We start from the raw sequence: 22,738 nt of genomic DNA, 5'->3' as shown, positions 1-22,738 counted from the left end.
TTTCCCTTTCCTAGATTATTTTTTTGTTTGGCCTTATCGGCTGATCAGTACGGTCCACTTTTTATAGTTACTTTTCGTGAAAACGTTTTGCTTTTCATAAGCTTATTAACACACAAAATTACTGCTTAATCGGATTTATAAAAATGACACCTTGCAGGATTAAAACAATGTAAGCCCTAATTACACCATATGTAATGCGATATAAGTCGCAAAAAAACACCATTTGAACAATCATTGCCTCACCAAACAGGCCGTCGCTGCATAGCCGACGTTTGGTACATAAATTTTGCGTACAACGTCAAGTTAGGCTGCTTTACTGCTGGCTACCAGCCAGATGAGTGAAGTCTTTTTCATAATATAGCAAGTCTTTGATCTGGCTTTGTTTTAGTCACCTATATTTCCGGCATAGGTGGATGTCGCTAAAACAACGCCAGATCCTTTTTCGATTGCATCATCACTGCAGCGCTACTGTCATTCGTTGCCTGCTAACCTACTTAAGTAACGCTAATCACAAAACTCACTATAAACACTATGCTCTGATATTAATTGGAATATAGTGCGCAAATTGCCCAGCGCACACCTATACCAAAGTAACCTCAAGGTGCTTGGGTATAACCCAAATAATCTTGGAGTAAAAACATTGCTATACATTGGCGAAATTTCCGCATTATCTGCGGCAGCGGTATGGGCTATTGCTACTTGGATTTACGGACAGTTTAGCCACCATTTCTCAGCGCTTCAGCTCAACATTGTTAAAGGTGTCATTGCCTCAGTGATGATGGTTTTAGTGATGCCTGTTGCGGTTACTTTTCCGGATAGCATCGATAACACCCACCTATTTATTCTCGCCATTTCCGGTGTGATTGGAATTGCGATTGGCGACAGTGCCTATTTCGCTTCACTTAAGCGAATTGGCGCGAACAAAACCTTATTGCTTGAATCACTTGCACCACCACTTTCGGGCATATTGGCGCTTGTACTATTGGGAAGCATATTGCCGATGCAAAGTTGGCTTGGCGTTATCATTACAACCGTAGCCGTAACCTTTGTGATCATGCAGCCAAGTGGAAGTGAAGACAAAGCGATCAATTGGTCTGGCATCGGATTTGGTTTACTAGCCAGTACCTGTCAGGCTTCCGGTGTGGTGATATCTCACTATGCGTTAGTCGCTGGTGACTTACCACCACTACTCGGTGCACTTATTCGCTTAACGGTCGGTGTACTTGCGGTAACGTCCATCATCATTTTTGTCGAGAAGCGTCCGTTCGCCAAAATTAAAGAGAACTTCAAGCAACTGACTCAAAAAGCCTTCTTAACGCTACTTTTAGCCATCTTCGTTGGCACCTTCCTAGCGCTCTGGCTGCAACAAGCTGCGTTGAAATATGCAAACCCAGCGATAGCGCAAACCATTATCGCCACCAGCCCCCTATTTATGCTGGTGATAAGTGCCGTCAAAGGTGAGAAGCCAACAGTAAAAAGTGTACTAGGCACACTTATGGCGATTGCGGGCATCTCACTGTTTTTTCTTAATTGATGTTCCAGTTCGCTAAAGTATATCTTCACTCAGTTGCGCGATAATATTGCGCAACTGATGTTGTAAATTGAGCCCGAAGTTAAGTTGATCGCAACGGCTAACTAGCTGTTGCATCCACTCATTACAACTGTCGAAATGACATGGAGTAAGGTCTCCAATCATTAATGACATTGTCATCATTAATGCGTAGTAGTCATGTAACTGACTCGCTTGTTCTCTGTGTCGGGGATACATAAAGCTCTGAGTACTTTGCGACACTTCGCGTTCAACCCAAGGCTCTCCCACCTTTCTCGCATTAGAAAAATCGATTAAGCAAACCCCGCCATCTCGCTTCATTAATACGTTACTCGGCTTAATGTCTCCATGAATAATACCAACACGATGAATAGCCGCTACTTGCTCGATTAGAAGTAATACCAGATGTTCAAACCGACTGTTCGATGAGAGTCCACCTTTAAAGCTACGAATTATCTCGGAAAGCGACTGTCCAGAAATGTAGTCAGTGACAAGTGCAGCTCGATTGCCATCTTTTTCGAAACGGATACAGCGATGGGTATCAATATCTAACAGAGCGACTTTTGACAGCCACAGCGCTTCCCTTTGCAGCAATACTGAATCAACTAATCTGTCTGAATATTTGACCCGAGTACCCAAAGCATCATTTTTCAGCACATACCTATCAGCGATTGGTTCCAAGCCTTGCGTATCAACAAAGTCATTAAGCCAATCGGGAGCGCGATTATCTACAGCCATTCTGGAATTCTTAACTTATTAAAGAAACTACTATCAAACGGCTGACCCACACCATCCGATTTAACAACAAGATTTACCTCATTATCACCGACCTGATAACGCCAGATCATCTCTGACCTTCCGACTTGATCCGAGCCGTGCATTTGGTCAGCGACACGGAACCAACTCCATACCCCTTGTTGCTTGTCTCTTTCGATTGAACCTGAACTATCCTCGAGCAAAATTGCGATGTCTTGAACCTGATTGCTCGGAATTGGCCAAGATTGCTGGCGCCAAAGCTTTGGTCCGTTTCGATACTCAAATAATTTCTCACTACTCATCAAAGAAAAACGAGTCACTACCGGTGACATTTTTACCGCTTTAATCGCAAACTGAAAACCGAGTTTATCGCCTCTAAAAAGTTGTTGTTGAATGCGTGCAACAGCGTCATTAAAGGGCTGATACTGCCATGATAATGACAAATACTGATGTGGAATAAACCCATTGATAAACAGTTCTCTGTCAATGGTAATATCGAGCTGGTTGGCGTACTTTTTTGCAAAGCTATCAAACTCACCATTAGGCTTAAAGAATGCCTCCACATCCGTGAGAGCCGCATCTGTCGTTGACAATGGATCAAATGGGTAATGATCGACCAAACGACTACGATAAAATTGATTCACTTTAGCCCAGTCATGGTTGATCACTTCTCTTACGGCATCTAATGCCAATCCGTTTACGAGACTTGCTTGGTGTTGCATTAACTCAGGTAGCACTGGCACGTTGTAATCATCTGCTGCACTATTGAGTTGGGCGATAGGATTGCTCACATCCGCGTTTTGCAATTGCTCCAAGAAATAGTGCCCTTTAAATTGGATTTCTTTTGACTTCGCAACCCAGTCTCGCAAAGCCATTAAATAACTTGTCGCAATGTCGTAACGACTTTTTCCAGTGTCATTTGCTTTAATTACCGCATGAATATGACGAAATGGATAAGTAATAGATTGAGCGACTTGGTCCATAGCACCACTGCTATTGACCTTGTCAGTTTTGGCAGCTGGAGTCTCAGAACTATCGGCATCACTGCTGCTTTGATCTTGGTGATGTTTTATCTTTCCGACCAAATTGGTATTGTCAGAAACGAGTTGATAAAACTCGAGCAAAGGTGAGAAATTCGCATCAGTTGCCAATGATAGTTGCAACTCACTGCCGCCCCAACTATTCACTTCAGTTAAAGAAATATTTGTCGTCACATCATCCCAGTAGCGAATATAGTCCTTTATATAGCGCTCACGCAGTTGACGATTGATACGGTTCATTTCCGCATCGCCATTGATTCGTCCCATAACGCCTTCGTAAGCTTTAATCGCTTGTGATGCTAATTGAAATCCAGTTTCGTTGCTCAATGCAGCAAAACCATCACTCGTAAAAGCAAACGGGATCAAATAACCACTGAAACCATCACTAAACTGGAATAGTTGTTCAAAACGAGGGTTAAGCTTATCGCGAATATCCACGCGTTTCGAAAACTGGTCATGTTGTAAAATATGTTGATAAAGCAACTCACTGACATCGTTAGTCGATAATGAAGATCTCACGAGCTCAAGTAACTGAGGGTCAAATTCTGGTGGAATCGCGTTTGTGCTTAACACATCTTGCGCAAGTAACTTAAATCTATCGATAAGATCCGCATAGCCACTGCCTTCCTCATTCAACGCGCTAATATAGTAGTCTATGAGAGGCTCTGTTGAATGACGATTCGGATTATATAGAATTTGCTGTAAGTTAAGCAGTTCAAGTGTCTTAACTTTATCGTCCAGTGAGTTGTAAACGAACATATCTTTCATGATGTAGTCTCTCATCAGAGTCAGTAATTCAGATTTCAGTTCTCGGTAGTAGGCTTGACCAACCTCCTTTTTGATACTCGAACTAGGTAGCCAACTTGACGCATACCATGGATGGTTATCTGCAACGTAAAGTTGATTAATTTCTCTTAGCTCGAAAAGACTGAATACAGGGGATGCGAGATCATCAGGCTGAATTTTGTTTACCCTCAAGTTCTCTTTAAAATGCTCAAGCATTAATAGTGCTTTTTGATCAAGTTGCTGTTGGTATAGATAGCCTGCTCTCATCGTTGCGAGGAACCCCAGCAGCAACGCAACTAGACAGACCGCCGTCCCCCACCTAGAAGTGCGATAGCTGAATTCACGCTTCTTATTCACGCCAACCAAAGCCGCTTCTTTAGAAATACACTGAGAGAACAATCCCTTACAAAACAAACTCAAACTCTTGGTCTGACATTCCAAATTAGACACAGATTCGTAGCCGAAATCCGCAGCATGCATGGCAGAAACAATATCAAATGAGCTACCTTCACCACCGGTATTTACCAGAAAATACCCTCGAAAAAATAGTTCAACGTCATCGAGCTGATGCTGGTTAAAAGTAAGCGATAAAAAGTCTTCAATATCATAACGAAGTGCGGATAATTGGAAGATCCCCGCGACCACCGAATCACGATACTCGCTATTTAGTTGATGTTTTAGTGACGAGCCTAAAGAATTGGCAAGCCCCTTAACCAGCCGTTGGTAAGATTGATCAAACCATACTTTTTCATAATGACGACTCTCATCAACATCTCTTAGCGCGCCAAATGGCAAATCACGTTCACTTTCCTCTAGCGGTGAAAACAACTCACACAAGTCCTTGACTTGTGACATGCCCGAAAAGAGACAATAAATTGGTAACACCATACCTGTCGCTCTATTGATCTCCTCCAACATCGAGCGATATTTCTGACTTAATTCTCCTACTGATATCTCCGTGCGATTAATTAGACTGCCAATTGCTATGGTACAGATCGCACCATTAAATACTTGTCTGGCACGCTTTTTATGCATTTGCTCAAACAAAATTTGCGTACTTTTCGTAACACTCTCTTTTGCCAGTGAAACATTAATCGTCGCAATCACTGCCGTTTCAGAGGTCCAAAATTCAACCGCTACGAGCTCGTCAGGTATCTCATCAGATGGTTCAACGCGTTCAAAGCCCATTTGCTGTAATAAAGCTAAATCAGACTCGCGGTTTTCTGTTAAGTGCACGTACCAAGGCAGTGCATAAGGATTACGCGTTAGCTTACTGCTTTTGCGCCAAACAACATTGAACGTTCTCTTTATTTCGTCTAGACGCCAAATGTCGAACTTCTTTTGCTCATCGTTCACTTTTTCACGAGATAAAAAGCGAAAACAGAAATACCAAGATACTGTGAGAAGTAATAGTATCGCCAAAGTTTGCAAAACCACTAACCATGCTGGCTCAACTCTATACCAACCCAATACCCAAAATCCGAACGCTATTAAACAGCAAACTAGCACTGCAAAAAGCCCTGAAAATATACTCTTTTTCTTATTCTTCATCATGAACACAACCTACTGCTTTGCTTTGATGACAAACGCATCATCTATCCCTGCTTTTTTTGCAGTATTGAGAACTTCTTGCGCCTCTCGTGAACTAGAAACATAAGTCGTCACTATGTAAAAATTACCAAGACGTCGAACCTCTGCATTAGGTAATAATCCGCCATTATCAAGTAAAAATTGCTGCGCCGACGATTTAGATGACAGCGTCGCAAGTTGAACTCGCCAGTTCCCTTGTGAATTCGAGCTTGCAATTGCACCAATACCCTTGCTACTAACCGGCTTTAAGTCATCGTCGTTGCTGGTATAGACGTATTCTTGTTCCTGTACGTTAGCTTGTCGATAATACTGCTCCGTAAACGCTGGTAATTGAGAAAACGCTTGGGCGTTTTGCGGAACAATAGCGCTATACCAATAAGCAACAGCTCCCCAACAAACCGTGATTAATGCAGCGAAGAACATCGCGCTACGCTGCAGTTTGATTGGCTTTTGTGGCTTAACAGAACGGGTGGTTGCTGCCGCTATCAGGCGCTCTATGACTAATTTTTTGTCCTTACTCAAAGGACCGCTCTCAGCGCTATCATTATCTATAAAAATGGCTTCTTCCAAGCGTTGTACTAATACGCCTAACAATTCTTTACCATCAACTCGGTATCGACCACGGAAGCCCAACTTGATCATTAAATAAATGAGTTCTATCAAATCCTTTAATAACACCGGTTGCAACAACGCACGCTCAGCGACTAAATAAAATTGTTCTCCACCATTTTTAACCCCAAAAAGTTCACTGACCAAAGTTTGATGTTGCCACCCTGCATCTTCCCCCCAACTTGAGTGAAGAATCTGTTCGTCGAGCATTACCGCGAAAAGAAAACACGCTTTATCGGCAACAGAAGGTGGATAATCTAATTTGGTCACTTTGAATTTTAGGTCAGTTAGCCGTCCTTTAAGCCCGGTTCGAAAGGCAAACATATCGCTGGGGGACTCTAGGCGTTTAACTGAGATAACCAGAGAGAGCAACTCAGAACTCACGCGTAACAAAGGGTTGTCAAACAACATGTTGTCACGCTGAGCAAGGTCATAGCGTGCTTGGTTTTTTATTGCATTGAGGCTATTTAAACGCAGCGTTCCCGATACTTGCGCCTCTTCAGACCGCGTTTTAACTTGGATAGGAACAGTGACTTCATCAAGTAAATCATTCATAGCATTACCCTAGCGCGTAAAGCTTAAGTGCCAAATCTGGAATACGACTATCAACATGAAGCGCAATCGGCTCTCGTTTCGCTTTTAGCTGTTGCCAATAGTCATGTGCAATATCGATTTCAAAATATGACAGTTCTGCTTGCGCCTTAAGTTCTGACGGCGCAACAGGTAAGGCATTGATTGTTACTCCAGACTGACCATTGCGAACTAGATCGGCAATCAAGCTAATACCAGCTAAGGTACAAGCGCTTGGGAATATATTTGCTGACGTCGAAGCGCCAATTGACGACTTAACGGACAAGACGAGGCGTCGATCTTCCATTTGGCTCAACTCAGGGATCGACAAGCGTAATAAACGACGTTTTTCAAACAGATTGGTGTCCCAAGAAAACTCCGTCACTTTATCACTTTGCACCATGGACAACTTATCGCGAAGGCTTGCAAATAAAGGCGCAAATGCTAGATGTAATTTATCTTTATTTAACACAGCGTGTTCTAGGCGTCCTAACGCAGGAGTGAAACTATCAAGCTCTGAAGAAAAACAGACCAGCTTTTCATAAAAAACTTCAACATTTGTATAGGGTTGCTCAGCGAGCAATATGAGCTGTGGTAACCAGCGGTTTAGAGTTTGCAGCCATAAAAATTCTCGCATTAAACTCAAATCACTTTTTGTCTGCTCACCGATACCAATGCGTTCGATAACAGTCTTAGCTCTCGCTTCGACGAGTATCAAAAGTTCCTTTAAGCGGTCTTTTAAAAGTGAAGATGCGCCATATTGCAGACATGCAGGAATAAACCCTTTGTCCAATACAACCTCGCCATCATCTCGTCGCTCCAGTACCTTGGCGATAGGTAAAACAACCAAACCGTTACAATCTTCTCCTTCAAGCAACAGTCGTACATTGGCCTCAGCTAAAGTAGCCTTAATCCCACTTTGCTCAGCATCAGTTGCATCAAACAAATTATGTTCTGCTAGTGCGTAACGTTTTAACTCTTCTCGAGTTCCGTATTCATTCTCACCTTCCATCGATAAAGGCAGTGCTAAATAGAGTACTTTGTTAATCGTGTTTTCCGGCACTTCGATAATCAATTCTCGCGAGCAATCAAACAGTGTCCCATCTTGAAACACACCGCTACAATGCACGACACTAAACTTGCCCAATTTCAGATAAGTCAACTCGGTCTCTAATTGAGCAACACCGTAACTCGCACCGTTAGCGGTTAAATCGATAAACTTTTGGATGTATTGGGTTGTGTATCTTTCTGCTTGTTGGAAGTGTTGAGGAGCAACAAACATCCCCTCCTTCCAAACTACTTTTCTCTGATGTTTCATACGGGTCTCCTTACCACCATGAACTATCAACTGGCTGAGAAATCTCAATCTTTGCTTGAGAAACGGTAATGACGACAGGGCTATCTTCCGGTTCCTCGACTAACGCTACTGACGCCTTAGTTGTCGCAACTTCATAATTGGCAAACTCTGCAAAGACAGCGAGAAACTTTGTCTCTTGCTGCACTTCTATCGTGAAGGACCGCCTCTCTCCCGGTAGTACTGGCGACAATATTTTGCTGTCCACCATCGAGCTTGCTAACACGCTATCACCCGATTCATAAATAGTGACAAAATCAGCTTGTTCAAATGTGCCAACATCTCGTAATTGATAGAGCCGAACAATAACAGGACGAGCAAGCTCATCTTCAAACTTATTGATTTCATCTTGAGCTAATAAATTTACAGTAACCGGGATCGAAGGTTGGAAGACCACATCATCGCTAGAGCTACATGCCATTAAACCTGCCGCTAAAAACGCCGAGCAAAAACCACGCAAAGCAATGTTTTTCATCGCTACTTCTCCCTCAGTTCATCCATTAGCAGAGCCGTAAACTGTCGTTTAAACTCCTTTTTCTTCTGCTTACGCATGAATTGTTTCTTATAGAGCGACCAATATTTTTTGTCCTTATTTCCCCAACCCGAGATATAGTCATTGAATTCATCTTCGAGTGCTTGAGGATTAAACTCATCTAAGAACTTATCGAGCGTGACCTCAATACAGGAAAACAGTCTTTCACGATCAATTGCGGCGCCTAAAGCGGTTTGCTGATGCTCGACTAACTGAGTCAACCTCGCAATACTCGTATCAAGTTTCTGGACTTGTGAGCGATTAGCCAATGTCAGTGCGTTCTCATCAGATTTTTCATTCTCTTTCTCTGTACGCTCACTGAACATAATGACATCACCTTGAGGCGTAGGCTCATCCTCGACCATCGATAGCACATCACCATCATCAAACGGGTCATAAGCGTAGAGATCCTCTCCCATCGCATTGGCGTGTGAAAAGGCAAAATCCTCGGGCTCACTTTCATGCTCTGCCGCTGATATTTCATTCACGCTAAAAAATGCTTCAGTGGGCTCTTCCATTACACTTTCGAAATCAAACGACTGTGAGCTATCTCTTAGGTTAGTTGAACGACTTGAACTGTCCTGGTGATTAGAACCGGAACTGAATAATTCATCCATGTTACTGACTAACATCAGATAACCACCAATGCGTATATTGTCGCCATCATTCAGTTTGACTGATTGACCCTGTCCTAAGTCTACGCCATTAACCTGACAGCCATTCACACTGCGATCAGTCACTTGAAAACCGCCTACTTTTAAAGGCGTAATTTCAATGTGTACACGCGATAAAGTACAACTGTGATCAGGCAGTTGCACTGTACATTCATAAGAGCGACCAATCGTGCCGCCACTATTTGGCAAGGTGATCTGTCGACTCACTACTTGTTCGTTGTCGGGTAATTCAATTAACTGCAGGCTTATATTCATGGTATTCCCTTACCTTTACTTCAATAACACTTACGCAAGGAAGCGTTAAATTTATCTAGGAAACCCGGTGATTCACGTAAAAACTCATTGGAAAAGTGAACCATCAAATCTTGCTTTTTCACCCGAATACGCTGGAAATAATCCATGGGTATATCGGCTTTTTTCATTGACTCTTCGAATACCAATTCATATTCGTATGCGACGTCGAGATCCCCTTTCCACAGCATCTGCAGTAGAGAATCCGCATCTCTTGGTTTTCTAATGACATTAAAGCCATCTCGCTTTAGAGATAACCACTTATTGGTATTAAACTTGGCACCATACCTTAGGCTGTACTTTGTGGTTTCATCATTCACGTCAGCGTAGACGTTAGGGGCGATAAACCAAGCTAGGTTTTCTGACACCACTGGATAAGAAGCCGTCGCATACGAAGCTCGACGTCCATTCGCTGAGCCAGAAAAGAAACCATCCATCTCTCCAGTCTCAACCATGAGTTGTGCCTTATCCCATCTCATTACCCTGATTTCGTATGGCTGTGAGATATTTTTCAACGCACACTTAACGCGTTCAACAGCAACGCCGCCAATCGACCCATTGCTGTCGACGGTCTGATATGGCGTCCAAATTTGAGTGGCTAACGTCACTCGGTCATCAGCAAACGAGCTCAAAGAAAACAGCATGATTGCGCCCCCATACACACCATGCCGAACGCTTTGTTTTACCTTGCCTCTGAATTTTTGGAACACCACACTCATACCGACACCTCAACGTATTCGCTCATCAAGTTATATCTACGACCAACTCACCGCTAGCCGGATTCGTGGTCACGGACACTCGACTGACACTTAAACCTTGACTGAGTCGATGTATGCAATTCACGGCCAGCTTAGGCATTAACGAACGATTAATTATTTGTTCAATGGCTCGTCCGCCCGTCGTAGGATCGGTATTGCGGCTCACAACAAAATCGATGAACTGCTCGTCCCACTCAAACTCTGCCTTGTATTTCTCTGCCAATTTTTTCGCGATACGGTTTAAGCTGATTTCAGCAATCTGACTCAACTCTTCGCGATTTAAAGGGTAATAAGGCACGATGGTGGTTCTTCCTAAAAACGCAGGTTTAAAATATTGCTGCAGTGCTGGTCTAATCTGCTCCAGTAGGGTGTCGTTTTCTAGTCGCTGATCATTGTCACCACAAATATCCACTATCGCTTGATCGGCTGCGTTTGATGTCATAATGATGATGGTATTTTTAAAGTCTACGGTACGCCCTTCACTGTCTTTGATATGCCCTTTGTCAAAGATTTGGTAGAAGAGGTCATGAACACCTTGATGCGCCTTTTCCATCTCGTCCAATAACAATACTGAATAGGGATTGCGACGAATGGCTTCTGTTAGCACACCACCCTCACCGAAACCGACATAACCCGCAGGCGAGCCCAAAAGCATTGAAATTTTGTGCTCTTCCTTAAATTCTGTCATGTTGATCACCGTAAGGTTGTCACCACCACCGAACACTTCATCGGCCAATGCCATGGCTGTTTCAGTTTTCCCCACACCGCTAGGACCACACATCAAGAAGACGCCAACAGGCTTACGACTGTCAGTTAAACCAGCGCGGGATATCTGAATACTTTTTACCAACTCGCGGATTGCGACGTCTTGCCCTATAACCCTCTTATGGAGCGCATCTTCGAGAGAGAGAAGCTTCGCAACCTCTTCTTGAACCATGTTACCTGCCGGTATACCGGTCCAGTTTTCAATGACAGTCGCAATCACTTGCTCATCCACAACGGGGAATACTAGCGGAGATTCACCCTGGATACTTCTCAGCTCACTCATAGCATGAGTCAGCTTCTGTTGACTCTCTGTATCTATTGCATTCTCTTGCCGTGCCTGTTCAATCACGTCACACAAGTTAGTCACAACGCTGACAAGCTCACGCTCTTGCTCCCACTGAATATTGAGCGCAGCCAATTCTTTTTGTCGCTGTTCAATTTTCTGCTTTAAGCTATCTTGATCTTGAGCCTTATCGACAAATACCGCGCCTTCCGCGTCAACTGCGTTTAATTCGTTTTGCAGATAACCAATACTCTGCTCCAAAGACTCTATGGACTCAGGTTTCGCTCCTTGAGTTAAGGCGATACGCGCACATGCGGTATCCAACAAGCTAATCGCCTTATCGGGAAGTTGGCGCGATGGCAAATAACGAATCGATAAGTTAACGGCCGCGTCTATCGCATCCTCGAGAATAAACACGCCATGGTGACCGCGTAACGCTTCACCAACACCACGCAGAATCTGTTTGGCGTCTTCTGCATTTGGCTCTTCGACACTAATCACTTGAAAACGACGGGTTAACGCGGGATCTTTCTCAAAATATTTCTTGTATTCCGCCCAAGTCGTCGCCGCAATGGTGCGAAACTCGCCACGAGCCAACGCCGGCTTAAGTAAGTTCGCCGCGTCATTTTGCCCTGCAGTGCCACCAGCACCAATCAGTGTATGAGCCTCATCAATAAACACTATAATCGGCGTCTGAGCATTTTTTACTTCGTTGATCACGTCTTTTAGGCGATTTTCAAACTCACCTTTGATACTCGCACCTGCTTGAAGTAGACCCAGATCCAACGTATGAATTTCTACCCCCTGAATTGAAGGAGGTACCTGTCCTGACACTATGCTATGCGCCAAACCCTCTACAACTGCGGTTTTTCCGACTCCTGGTTCACCAACTAGAATCGGGTTGTTTTGGCGTTTGCGGCAGAGTATATCGATCGCCATTCTGACTTCGGTGCTACGTCCTAGTACCGGGTCTAATTCACCATCGCGTGCTTGTTGAGTTAAATTAATCGTGTATTTCTCTAATGCACCACCGGTAATTTGAGCGTTAGACCCTGAATTTTGTGCGCCATTTGACGTTTTGACGCTCTGTTTTATTGCTGATATATGCGAGACCAGCGCTTCAATTGAAACGTGTTCGAGTGATGCTAGCGACAACGCTTTCATTCCCAAGTTATCAGATTGAATCAGCGCCAGCAGCAGGTGAAGACTGGTAATTTCCTGATGCCCGAAATTGACTGAAGCTTGCATCCAAGCCCTTTCCATAAGTTCGCTCAATGCTCGACTAATTGTCGGTTGTGCATTTGAACCATTTCTGAGCCTAGTGATTCGCTCCGTCAGTTCTTTTAATAGAAGGTTGCTATCAACATTCTGGCTGTCGATAAAACCTTTTAGATAACTTTCATTACTCGACAATAACTGTACAAACCAATGTTCAATTTCTATCGCAACAACGGTTTGAGCCATTGCTGCTCCAGCGGCTTCCTCTAGTGCAGCTCTGACCGGTTCATCTAGCTTGGAAACTAGATTGCCTAGCTTTACTTGTGACATCAAACTTTCTCCTGTTGAATGAGTATCTTGCGAAATTCCGATTTCCGCTTTTTCGGCGCTAGGCAGTTTGCTTCTCCTAGTCTTAAGCCGCTTTTAGAATTTGAAATTTTAGGTTCATCAATAAAGTCTCGCTTCACGTACATATAGAGTTTTATATCTAGACTCTCGCGTAAATAGGCTTGAACTAATGACTTCATCGATTGTGCGAAATGGGGGTTGTTTAATAACCCGAGATATTCAGAACGTGTTTGCGGTGTAATATTGATTTCTAATGCTTTGAATCTTTGTACGCCTGTTGAACCGAGCCAAAAACCTTGACCAAGCCGCTGATTCTGTCCTTTAAACTCACCAAGCTTGGATTGATACTGGCTGTTAATTCGATAAAAAGATGCGGCTGACACCACGGGGGTGACTACGAGAGAGAAGTAATCGCTTAAAAGCCGCTTTAAACCGTTTAAACTGCGACTTTTATTTCCTAAAGCCAACCCATGCCTTAGCATAGATGGCTCTATTTTATCTCTATTGGCACCCGGCAAAGCGAACATACAAGCAATAGCGGCTTGTTGTGATAATCGCCCTAGTGCTTGATTCGTGTTTTCATCTCGTTCTTGTTTCAACATCAAGCTGCGGTTCGTTTCGACAAATGCCCTTAGTTCAAAATAGCGATGATTAAACACATCTATGAACTTTTGCAGCGCATTGTCATCTTGGTGAAGGCTATTCAGAAGCTCTGCATACAAATAGTCAGGGATAACCCCTTTCGCCCCAACCAGAGCCTCGAGACCAAGCTTTATGCGCACTCGGTCATCTTCTAACCGAACACTGGTCACATCCGCAGGGCTACCTTCTGGCATTATTTCTGGTGTTAGCGAGATTCGCTTACCATTGACGATGTTCATCGCCTGTAACAACCTAATTACCTGAACAAAATCAAACGCATTAGGTTGATTAACTAACCTATTTTGAACGGTCTCGTCGATCATATACATAATTGACTCCCGTGCACCTTCTCAAACTCAATGCCTGGACTATCGCTACCAAACCTCTGTACCGAAAGTTGTACAAAACGATCGAAGCTACAATATTGAGTAAAAACTGCATTCAGAACTTGGGCAAACACAGCAAAATCAACGCCTAGTACTTCATCATCAATGATCACTTCTATTTCAGTACCTGACGCAAAAATACTTTGACCAGAGATGGTAATAGGTGCGACTAAGTGACGATATGAGACAGTTTTAATCGCATAGGCTTGAGGACACTGGATAGCATTACAACTTAAACGCAACACATCTTGTAAAGCGAGTGTTGGTTCATCTGTTTGTACTAACGTGGCAAAATTAGCATTTAGAATTGCGAGAAAACGCCAAGTCAATTGATTATCTAAAGCAGGATATAGTGGTGCAGTTGGTGTCTTAATCACCTTAAATTTGCCAGGTAACGCCACAGAAGCCATTGATTCAGCCTCACTAGAGGTTGGTATCAAACAAGGGTTTCGACCATTGCAAAGTAATAATTGCGTTGATAACACCACCGCTTCTTGTTCATTGGTTAACTGAGGGTAACTCACCGATAAACTCAGACATCGACGACCTTTATGATCCCAATGCTGACTGCTTTGCCATTGCGGTGCATCACTGTCAGACCAGTAGCCACTTTCATATATCGGCGTTAATGGTACTTCACCTGTCGATAGTACTTCACTGACCGTTTCTACAGATACCACCGTGTACAAATCATGATCCTGAGCGTCAGCAATCACTGGGATAGATAACTTGGTAAAATCGTAACGGAGTGGTTCTCCACGACGGCGAAATAAGTTCAAAGCTGGTACCGTGTTGAGTAACAGTACACTAGGATCAAATAGGCTTAGGTACTCTACCGGAAGCTGGTATACAAACAGTGTTAGCGTTACTTCGTTACAGTCAAACTGTTTCAGCTCCTCACCCAATCCATCAATACGCATAAATGCGGCCTTGTCCGAATACGCGAAATAATCTCTCAAAATATCAAAGCCCGTTAGGTGACCGTCATAAGTAGGTAACCAATTGAAGTCAGCATCAGCAATCCGACTTCTTAAACGCTTAGGCGAAATAGACAGTTGCTGTTCACCACTACCAAGAGCGATCGCATCAGTATTCAGCAACAACAGATCAATAAGACCTCTCGAGCTACTTTCAAAACCACGCACATAAAAATCAAAATGATCAATGTCCATCTCACTAAAAGAGATATCTGGATCATTGCACTTAAGCCGCACTTGAATGGCAGACTCCGAGCGACGCAATGTACTCGGTGTAGGAAAGTTAAACGGGGCAGTCGAAGCCGAGATATCCGCAATGTGGAAAGGCTCTACATTTAGATCATCGGCAAAGGTGAACATTGACTCCACGTCGTCGTGAGTAACGGCCAGTTCAGCCCCCTTTTTCAGTTCTATTGAACTGGTTGCGGCTTCAAGATCGAGCTCAAGGCTAAAGGGCGTATAGCTAGGAATGATCTGCAGATAGCCCGGATAAACGATATTAATCAGATCTTGCAAAATCTCAGGAAACTGTTCATCCAAGCGCTTTTCTGTCTTGGCATTTAACAACGCCGCAGCCTCAATAAAGCGGCGAATATTTGGGTCTTCTTGCTCATTTTGATTCAAACGCATAGAAGCCGCATGCTCAGGATATTCGCGGCTAAACTCGCTTAGCGCACCTCGAAGACTGGCTAACTCACGCTCGAAATAGCTTAACAGTTGATCAGACAACTTCCTGTCCCTCCATCGTCGCTAACTGATTAGACAAATTAAGATTTGAGTCAAAAAGGAAAACATGTTCGCCCTTTTTTGTTTCCACTTTGGCCATGATAGAGAAGCAAATAGCATTTTTAGTTGAATCACCCTCTTGAACAAACACGCTGACATCCGATAGACGTGGTTCAAATGCTTTGATCATTCGCTCTAAAGAGCGAGAAAATTGGTCTTGGTCTATTTGGCTGCTCAAGCTTTGAGAATTATCTAGTCCAAAACAGTACAATGAATTTTGTACTTCTGGGAACGCATTCGGAACTGCACGCATTGGTGCTTCTGAGTTAAGTAATGTCGTAAGTTGATAGTGAATCGACTCCAACAAGTCATCACCATCTCCAGAAATGGTTTGTTTGTTAATGAACGTCTTCCAAAACATCACGCGTACGCCCTCGATGAAAACAATGATTCTTCCGTTCCAAGGTCTGTTGAAAGCAAGACTTCCCCACACACGTTGTCAAATTGATACTGTGGTTGAATTAATACATTGCAGACATATCGATCGTTTTCACCTTGAACCTGTTTAACTTCCACTCGGCTTTTACTCAGCGGATATTTAGCCATTGTTGCTTCGTCTGCGTTGAACAGATTGCTGGTATACTTCTGTAACCAATCGTTTAGATACCGTTCACACTCGTCGGCACTTTGAAAGTTGCCAATCATGCTTCTAATCTGCACCTTAATAAAATGGGCGATGCGACAAATCATCAATGTGGTTTGCACTTGTCCGGCAACCAACTCTTGATCATTTTTTGCTTTATCCCACACTGAACGGTTGCCACGGAAGAAGTACTTGTCCGTTGTTGCGCTGTAACACAGAGGAATAAAGCCTTGCTCAGCGTAGAAATTTCCCATTTCCGTATACAAATGAAGCTCGCATACTGGATGGAAGGTAGCGGCAGTACCCGCGCCATTGAGGGGCACATTAACCAAAGCGCCCATTAACTTGTCTTGCCAGCGTGATTTCATAAAACCAAACCAATTGATTCGGTTAAATTCGCGGATAGCGGTAGACGCAAATAAAGTAGCGGCGCTTCCCCAAAGCCCCCTAGGTTTGATAGGCGATTCGGAAAACATTATGTAACGAGAAGAGTGAATATCGTAGGCATCACGTAAACGGATGCGAGGCATCGCTAAGCCAATGAATCTTGCTTGGCTTAATCTGCGTAATCTTTGCCAGTCCGTATAATCCGGGCCATTGAGAATTTTTTCAATCCTGCGAATGTCGGACAACCAATCGGCACCAGTTTCACCAAAAAAAGTCTCATCTGGCGAAAGTATAAATGGACATAAGCACAGCTCACCCAAACTGGCTAACAGTTCCGCCGTATACAAATCATCATAGTCAGAATCGAGGCTCATCGAGATAGCATGATCGACCACTATCATGCCAAATGGCTGCCCTCCTGACGTATTCAACTCTCGGTTGGCAATTACGTTATAGAGTGCGGTGCGTTTTAACGATACCGCGGTATTAAGCTCATGAGAAAGATCATCCCACGAGACATCCAATAGTTTCACTTTTACTTTTTGATAGTTGACCGGGAGTTTAGTCAGAGTTTCGACGCCTCTCCAAGTCGACTCTAGCTGACTAAAACTGGGATGATGGATGATATTAGAGAGCTGCGAAGAAATTCTTCGGTCGATCTCTACGATCAACCGAGTCAATCCAGCAATAAGAAGCGCCTCATCTTTAAGCAAATTCTCATCAAACTGTACCAGTAAAGATAAAGCGTCTTTAATAAACGATTCATCTGCGCTGTTTAATTGGCAAAATTCCTTTTGCAGCTTCTGGTCAAACATCCATTATCCCATTTCAGTTTTCTCTGACGTTAGTATTACTAGCCAGGGATTTTAGTCACCATACGTACTGAAGTAGTCAGTTCTTCAAGTTGTAGCCACGGTCTTAAGTGCGCAACTGCGGAGTACGCTCCTGGTTTTCCTGGTTGCTCAACAACCTGAATTTGCGACTCACAAAGCGGTGTCTTCGAGCGTTCAGCATTACCAACTGCGCCTGAGTTTGTGTACTGATCAATCCACGTTTGCAACTGCTTTTGCACATCATTCGCTTCAAGGTTAGAACCTAGCATGTCACGGCCCATCACTTTTAAGTAATGAGCAATGCGGCTACTCGCCATGATGTAAGGTAGACGCGCAGAGATTGCAGCATTGCTAGTAGCGTCAGGATCCGTGTATATCTTCGGCTTTTGCGTAGTTTGGCTGCCGATAAACACGCCATAGTTGGTGTTTTTATAGTGCACCAACGGCAAGAACCCAAGATCACTCAGCTCTTTCTCACGCTCATCAGTCAGATTGACTTCGATTGGACACTGCTGCTGAATATCGCCCGCTTCAGACTTGTATGTTAGGTTCGGTAAGTTCTCAACTTTACCGCCATTGTCTAAACCGCGAACGGCCGTACACCAACCAAATGCCGTATGAGCTTGAGTCATCTTCAGGCCAAACTCAAACGCGGCATTTGACCACACTAACTCTGAGTTATCTGCTGGTTTAGGATTACCGTCTGCGTCGGTATTTAACTCTTCATAGTTAAACGCATTGGTCGATAGACCATTTGCTCCATAAGGTAAACGAGCAAGAGTTTGTGGCATCGTCAGAACGACGTAACGAGCGTCATCACTCTCACGGAAAGCATTCCACGAAGCATATGCCGGAGAATCAAAGCCCGCAGCAACAGGTTTACCTTCATCAAAGGTCTCAAACGAATCAAATTCAAACATCTGCGGGCTCGCTGCAGCCACAAAAGGGGCATGGCTAGCGGCGGCTGTTTCGCCCATGTAACGCAGCAGAGCGACATCTTCATCACGATGAGAGAAAGAATAGTCACCAATTAATGCGCCGTAGGGCTCACCACCCGCGGTGCCAAATTCTTTTTGATACAATGCATCAAAAAGTGGACTACGATCTACCGCTGGCGCATCCTCAAATTGTTCAATTAGTTCATCTTTGCTGAAATCAACCAGTTTGATTTTGAGCGAGCGTCCGGTTTCACTCTCGCGAACCAATTTATTCAGCCCTCTCCATGAGCCTTCAAGACGCTGGAACTCATCATTTTGCATTACTTTGGAAAGCTGCTTCGACATTTGCTGATCGATTTGAGCTATCGCATTCTCGATCGTTTTTGAAACGTTCTTGTCCCAAGTTACCGTTCCGGTCAATGCTTGCTCTGCTAACACAGAAAACAGCTCTTTTGTCGTATCGGCCGGAGTTTGAGACGTCGCCGCAATTGCTCGGTCAAGGACGCTACCTGAAGAAGCTTCAGCGGTTGCGCCGACTTGGCTTTCTAATTCAGAACTCATTACTCACCTCCCTTGCTATCAACACCAAGCTCGCTCGATAGAGCGTTAATTTGGTCAGCACTCTGCAGTACTTCTTTGAGCAGTTTCTCCAAATCACGAGAACGATCCGCTTTAGAGAGCAATGTTTTCAATTGCTGGCGCGTCTCTGCTAACTTTTTCAATGGTTCTATTTGCTCAACCAGCGAGTCAGGTTCAAAGTCTTTCATTGAAGAAAAAGATAACGCCGCTTCAAATTGGCTATCGTCATCTTGCAAAGTATTATCTACTTTCAATTTCAGCTCTGGACCTACACGCTTTAAAACCGTATCAAAGTTGTCTTTGTCGATTTGATAAAACGTTCTTTCTTCAAGATCTTCACGATCTTCCTTATGAGCGGAAAAATCACCGATAACGCCAACAACAAATGGCAGTTCTTTGTTTTCAACTGCACCATTGGTCTCTACGTCATAGGTAATGCTTACCCTATTTTTACTTACACGTTTGTGTTGCGAATTTAAAGCCACGTCACTTCTCCCTGTTAATCACATTAAGCCGCTTTAGACTCAAGCTTGCCTGTTGTGCAATCAAACTTAACGGTGTCGCCTTTTTCAATTTTGCCGCCATCACCCTCTTGGTAATAAACCTTAGTTAGCGTGGTGTAGGTCAGTGAAAAATCCTCAGTTGGTAATTGGCCATCGCTGCCTGAAATGTTGTAGCTCGCGATTCGGGCTTTATCTAAAGTCAGTACGAGGTAAGGATCGGCACCGGCACCATCACGTGATGGCTTCGTTAGCAGAATCTCGACAGTTTTGCCTTCTGCTCCCGGAGCAAATAGGAACGTCGTCAAGTGCGGAGATGCGCCATCAGAAGTGCGATTAATAGTAATTGCATCCAAAGAGACCATACCTTTATCTGCATTATTTGCATTACCAACATCTACCGCGACACCTCGGTTCGCGCCCCAACTCATATTGTCAATCGCGAAAAAGCCTTTCTTACCGCCAATATCACCAATCGTTGCAGCACCCTTAATGTCGTTAAGACCATCAATTCGCATAAAAATAGAAGCCATGATTTTTCCCTTTTATATCAGTAGTCATATGTGACTGTTTGTAACGATTACCACTCAATATTGGATAGTCCGGGATCGGTATTGCTATCCTTTGTTGTGGTATCTTCCTGTTGCTTTACTTCTTCCTGAACTAAATCTAAAGGCGTTACAGCTTGAGTAGCGACAACATTGGCGTGATTTGCTTTATGCTCCGCACTCTCTAGCCCTGCTAGATGTTCAATTCTTTGGTGGACAGCGCTATTGTCGCCAACCAACTCTTCAAGTAACTCTGGTAATGACATCCCTCCCCAACGTATCGCCCGTTTCAGCAGTAAGTAGATCGGGCTATGTGGTTCATGTTGTAAAAAGTAATCTGCAATGAGCTGTAAATTAGCGAGAGCTTGATCTCTGCTTTCAATGGTCGAAGCCAGCGAAACCGTCGCATGGTTGGAACTCGCCGCCACAGATAAAGATGGAATAGCGTTGCTCTGGGTCTGAACATGTTGTTCAATTTTCGCCTCGGGGGGAGGCTCACTCGTGGACACCACGTCCTGCGATTCTAAAGACGCTGTTTCTGTTTTTGCATCCAATGGCCACTGACTAAACTGCTCTCCAACTAAATATCGTAGCGCGGCGATCAACCTATCTAATGATTCTTTTACAAAACGAAATGTAATGGTGTTGGCACCCGCTTCTCTGCACTTTGTAGAGAGTATATTGTCGAGATTTTCTAACGAATTCCGAGCACTTCCTAAGGCAACAATTCGTTGTTCTACTTGCTCTTTCTCATGACCATACGCAATTAGAGCTTCATCCTTTAGCTTGCTCAGGGTTCCTTCTTTTTCCGCTTTATAAAATCGTCCAAAATCGATATCACCCACCAGCGGCAACATTTGTAGCGGCATATAAAGCAAACCACTTTCCGCTGTATCGCCAACCAATTGCAATAACGGCTTAACGCGATGTTCAATGATCTCAACTGCCTGTGCGTGTTCACTCTCACCTTTGCGCTTTTTCTCAGGTAGCGTTGGATGCAACGTATCCCAAAATCTATCAACCACCGCTTCCATTGTCGCCAGAGCAGAGGCGAGATTAGTTAAGGGTTGCGTTGTAAATAGCTGAGACACGGTAAACCAACTAAAAATCTCCAGATCTTTAGACGTGGTTGCCAAACATAAATGGCAAGATTCCGATAGTTTGTTCCAATTTAGGCTATTTGCATTCACTAACTCGGCATCTTCTAATGCATCCGGAACTTCCACTAATTGACGAAAGGAAGATTGCGCCATATTGAACTCATTACGATAACCCCGAAACAAAGAACGGTTATCTTTTAGATACTCACCACTCGGAGACACTTCAGAGATAGGTGAGAGCAAGTCATTAAACATCTTGTCCTCTCCTAAAATGCTTTTCACCATGCCAATTGGCAGCGGTGCCTGTTACTCCAGGTTTGTTTTGTGATTTGGTAAAGTTTTCCCAAATAAACCCGGCTAAACGGTGGATTGCCCAAGCTTGTGCAGGCCCAGAGTCCTGATTACCTTGTTTCTTAAAATCGTATGCGCCACATTGTATAACTAGTGGCTTTACCCCATTTTTGTAGTTGTAATGCTCCGAACTGGGGAGTTTCTCACACTCTTTTGCGGTAGGAAGTTTGAGTTTGCTTGAAATGAGCTTGGAAATGATGTTGGTTGCCAACAAAATTTCTTGATCGCCACAGGCAATGCTTCGGCAATGGGTAACCGCTGTTCTGAGCTTATTGCCAACCTTACCCTTGATAGCACCAGGAACGGTAATCACACACTTTGGGTCATTCCATTTAAAGGTGTTTTCACCATCCAAGCGAGCAAGTCTCGACAAGTTATAGAAAGCATGACCATAAGTTTTACCCCAAGCCATCTGGCTAACGTTTAGCTGCAACTCAACAATATGGGGAATTTTCTGCTTAGCCGTCTGGGTATTGTTTACCTTTGTCGAAAAATCAATCTCGACTTGGAGGAAAAACTTCACATCCTTATATTCATCTTCAATACCCAGCGCCCACAAGTCTTTCACGGCATCATTCTCTTTGCCGTCGAGTGCTAAATACTCTTGCGTAGTAAATATATAATTTCGAAATGCAAGCATCTGCGCGATGGTGCTAAACACAATCGTAGCGCGCGCAATATCTTTAACTTCCAAAGGTTTTTTAACACCTGAGGTTTTATCACTTTGTGGGTTATCCCAATCACTGATCCCACACTTGGCGGCAATACGCTCACGCGTTTTGAGTGGACCACGATTATAAGAAATTGCCTTACCACTCTCGTTATTTACTTTCCGTGATAACTGCTTCATAAAGTCGTGAAGTTTCTTGTTTGCCAACTTTGCCTGTTCGACCAACTCTTCGATTTGCTCACGTTTATGGTCGTTATCATGAAACGTGGTTTGAGATATTTTGTTTTCAATAGTGTAAGTTGGCATCGTTCCCTCCCATCAACTCTAACTATGTA

Annotated in this window: 18 protein-coding genes; 1 reads left to right on the top strand and 17 read right to left on the bottom strand. The window is 43.7% G+C overall.

Annotation, left to right across the window (positions count from 1 at the left end; genetic code table 11):
* The first annotated feature begins 640 nt into the window (after positions 1–640).
* Complete coding sequence (locus IRQ95_RS06210; protein ID WP_194436147.1) at positions 641–1,534, top strand: DMT family transporter; 894 nt, start codon at positions 641–643, stop codon at positions 1,532–1,534.
* Positions 1,535–1,546: 12 nt separating this feature from the next.
* Here IRQ95_RS06210 and IRQ95_RS06205 read toward each other — a convergent pair whose 3' ends face one another.
* The 17 genes from IRQ95_RS06205 to IRQ95_RS06125 are packed head-to-tail and all read right to left on the bottom strand — an operon-like array spanning position 1,547 to position 22,709.
* Entirely contained in the window at positions 1,547–2,287 is a 741-nt protein-coding gene (locus IRQ95_RS06205; protein ID WP_194436124.1) for a protein kinase domain-containing protein, read from the bottom strand.
* Positions 2,278–5,685, bottom strand: coding sequence for a type VI secretion protein IcmF/TssM N-terminal domain-containing protein (locus tag IRQ95_RS06200; RefSeq protein WP_194436123.1), 3,408 nt, complete (start codon positions 5,683–5,685; stop codon positions 2,278–2,280). The genes IRQ95_RS06205 and IRQ95_RS06200 overlap by 10 nt, the downstream gene beginning before the upstream one ends.
* Before the next feature lie 9 nt (positions 5,686–5,694).
* Complete coding sequence (gene icmH / locus IRQ95_RS06195) at positions 5,695–6,885, bottom strand: type IVB secretion system protein IcmH/DotU (protein WP_194436122.1); 1,191 nt, start codon at positions 6,883–6,885, stop codon at positions 5,695–5,697.
* A 4-nt stretch (positions 6,886–6,889) separates the two neighbouring features.
* On the bottom strand, positions 6,890–8,218 hold the full coding sequence (gene tssK, locus IRQ95_RS06190; RefSeq protein ID WP_194436121.1) for a type VI secretion system baseplate subunit TssK: 1,329 nt from the start codon (positions 8,216–8,218) through the stop codon (positions 6,890–6,892).
* A gap of 10 nt (positions 8,219–8,228) precedes the next feature.
* Positions 8,229–8,729: a type VI secretion system lipoprotein TssJ gene (gene tssJ, locus IRQ95_RS06185; protein ID WP_194436120.1), complete on the bottom strand. Its 501-nt coding sequence runs from the start codon at positions 8,727–8,729 to the stop codon at positions 8,229–8,231.
* Between the two features lie 2 nt (positions 8,730–8,731).
* Positions 8,732–9,715 carry a type VI secretion system-associated FHA domain protein gene (locus IRQ95_RS06180; RefSeq protein ID WP_194436119.1) on the bottom strand — a complete coding sequence of 328 codons (984 nt, stop codon included), beginning with the start codon at positions 9,713–9,715 and terminating at the stop codon, positions 8,732–8,734.
* Positions 9,716–9,735: 20 nt separating this feature from the next.
* Positions 9,736–10,470, bottom strand: a complete 735-nt coding sequence (locus IRQ95_RS06175) for a hypothetical protein (RefSeq protein ID WP_228481311.1) — start codon at positions 10,468–10,470, stop codon at positions 9,736–9,738.
* A 25-nt stretch (positions 10,471–10,495) separates the two neighbouring features.
* Positions 10,496–13,105 (bottom strand): type VI secretion system ATPase TssH, encoded by a 2,610-nt coding sequence (gene tssH, locus IRQ95_RS06170; protein ID WP_194436118.1) that lies wholly within the window; start codon positions 13,103–13,105, stop codon positions 10,496–10,498.
* Positions 13,105–14,094, bottom strand: a complete 990-nt coding sequence (locus IRQ95_RS06165) for a type VI secretion system baseplate subunit TssG (protein ID WP_228481310.1) — start codon at positions 14,092–14,094, stop codon at positions 13,105–13,107. Before IRQ95_RS06165 ends, tssH begins: the two co-directional genes overlap by 1 nt.
* Positions 14,085–15,857, bottom strand: a complete 1,773-nt coding sequence (gene tssF / locus IRQ95_RS06160) for a type VI secretion system baseplate subunit TssF (RefSeq protein ID WP_194436117.1) — start codon at positions 15,855–15,857, stop codon at positions 14,085–14,087. Before tssF ends, IRQ95_RS06165 begins: the two co-directional genes overlap by 10 nt.
* Positions 15,850–16,275 (bottom strand): type VI secretion system baseplate subunit TssE, encoded by a 426-nt coding sequence (gene tssE, locus IRQ95_RS06155; RefSeq protein ID WP_228481309.1) that lies wholly within the window; start codon positions 16,273–16,275, stop codon positions 15,850–15,852. The genes tssF and tssE overlap by 8 nt, the downstream gene beginning before the upstream one ends.
* Positions 16,275–17,699, bottom strand: a complete 1,425-nt coding sequence (locus tag IRQ95_RS06150) for a type VI secretion system contractile sheath domain-containing protein (protein ID WP_194436115.1) — start codon at positions 17,697–17,699, stop codon at positions 16,275–16,277. The genes tssE and IRQ95_RS06150 overlap by 1 nt, the downstream gene beginning before the upstream one ends.
* Before the next feature lie 38 nt (positions 17,700–17,737).
* Complete coding sequence (gene tssC, locus IRQ95_RS06145) at positions 17,738–19,216, bottom strand: type VI secretion system contractile sheath large subunit (protein WP_194436114.1); 1,479 nt, start codon at positions 19,214–19,216, stop codon at positions 17,738–17,740.
* Complete coding sequence (gene tssB, locus IRQ95_RS06140) at positions 19,216–19,719, bottom strand: type VI secretion system contractile sheath small subunit (protein WP_194436113.1); 504 nt, start codon at positions 19,717–19,719, stop codon at positions 19,216–19,218. Before tssB ends, tssC begins: the two co-directional genes overlap by 1 nt.
* 23 nt (positions 19,720–19,742) lie before the next feature.
* Positions 19,743–20,267, bottom strand: coding sequence for an Hcp family type VI secretion system effector (locus IRQ95_RS06135; protein ID WP_194436112.1), 525 nt, complete (start codon positions 20,265–20,267; stop codon positions 19,743–19,745).
* 47 nt (positions 20,268–20,314) lie between these two features.
* A complete protein-coding gene (locus IRQ95_RS06130) occupies positions 20,315–21,637 on the bottom strand; it encodes a type VI secretion system protein TssA (RefSeq protein WP_194436111.1) in 1,323 nt (440 codons plus the stop codon).
* On the bottom strand, positions 21,630–22,709 hold the full coding sequence (locus IRQ95_RS06125) for a hypothetical protein (protein WP_194436110.1): 1,080 nt from the start codon (positions 22,707–22,709) through the stop codon (positions 21,630–21,632). The genes IRQ95_RS06130 and IRQ95_RS06125 overlap by 8 nt, the downstream gene beginning before the upstream one ends.
* Between the last annotated feature and the right edge of the window lie 29 nt (positions 22,710–22,738).

It is taken from the genome of Vibrio fluminensis, from assembly GCF_015278125.1.
Lineage (GTDB): Bacteria > Pseudomonadota > Gammaproteobacteria > Enterobacterales > Vibrionaceae > Vibrio > Vibrio fluminensis.
This window is presented reverse-complemented; position numbering and strand designations above follow the sequence as displayed.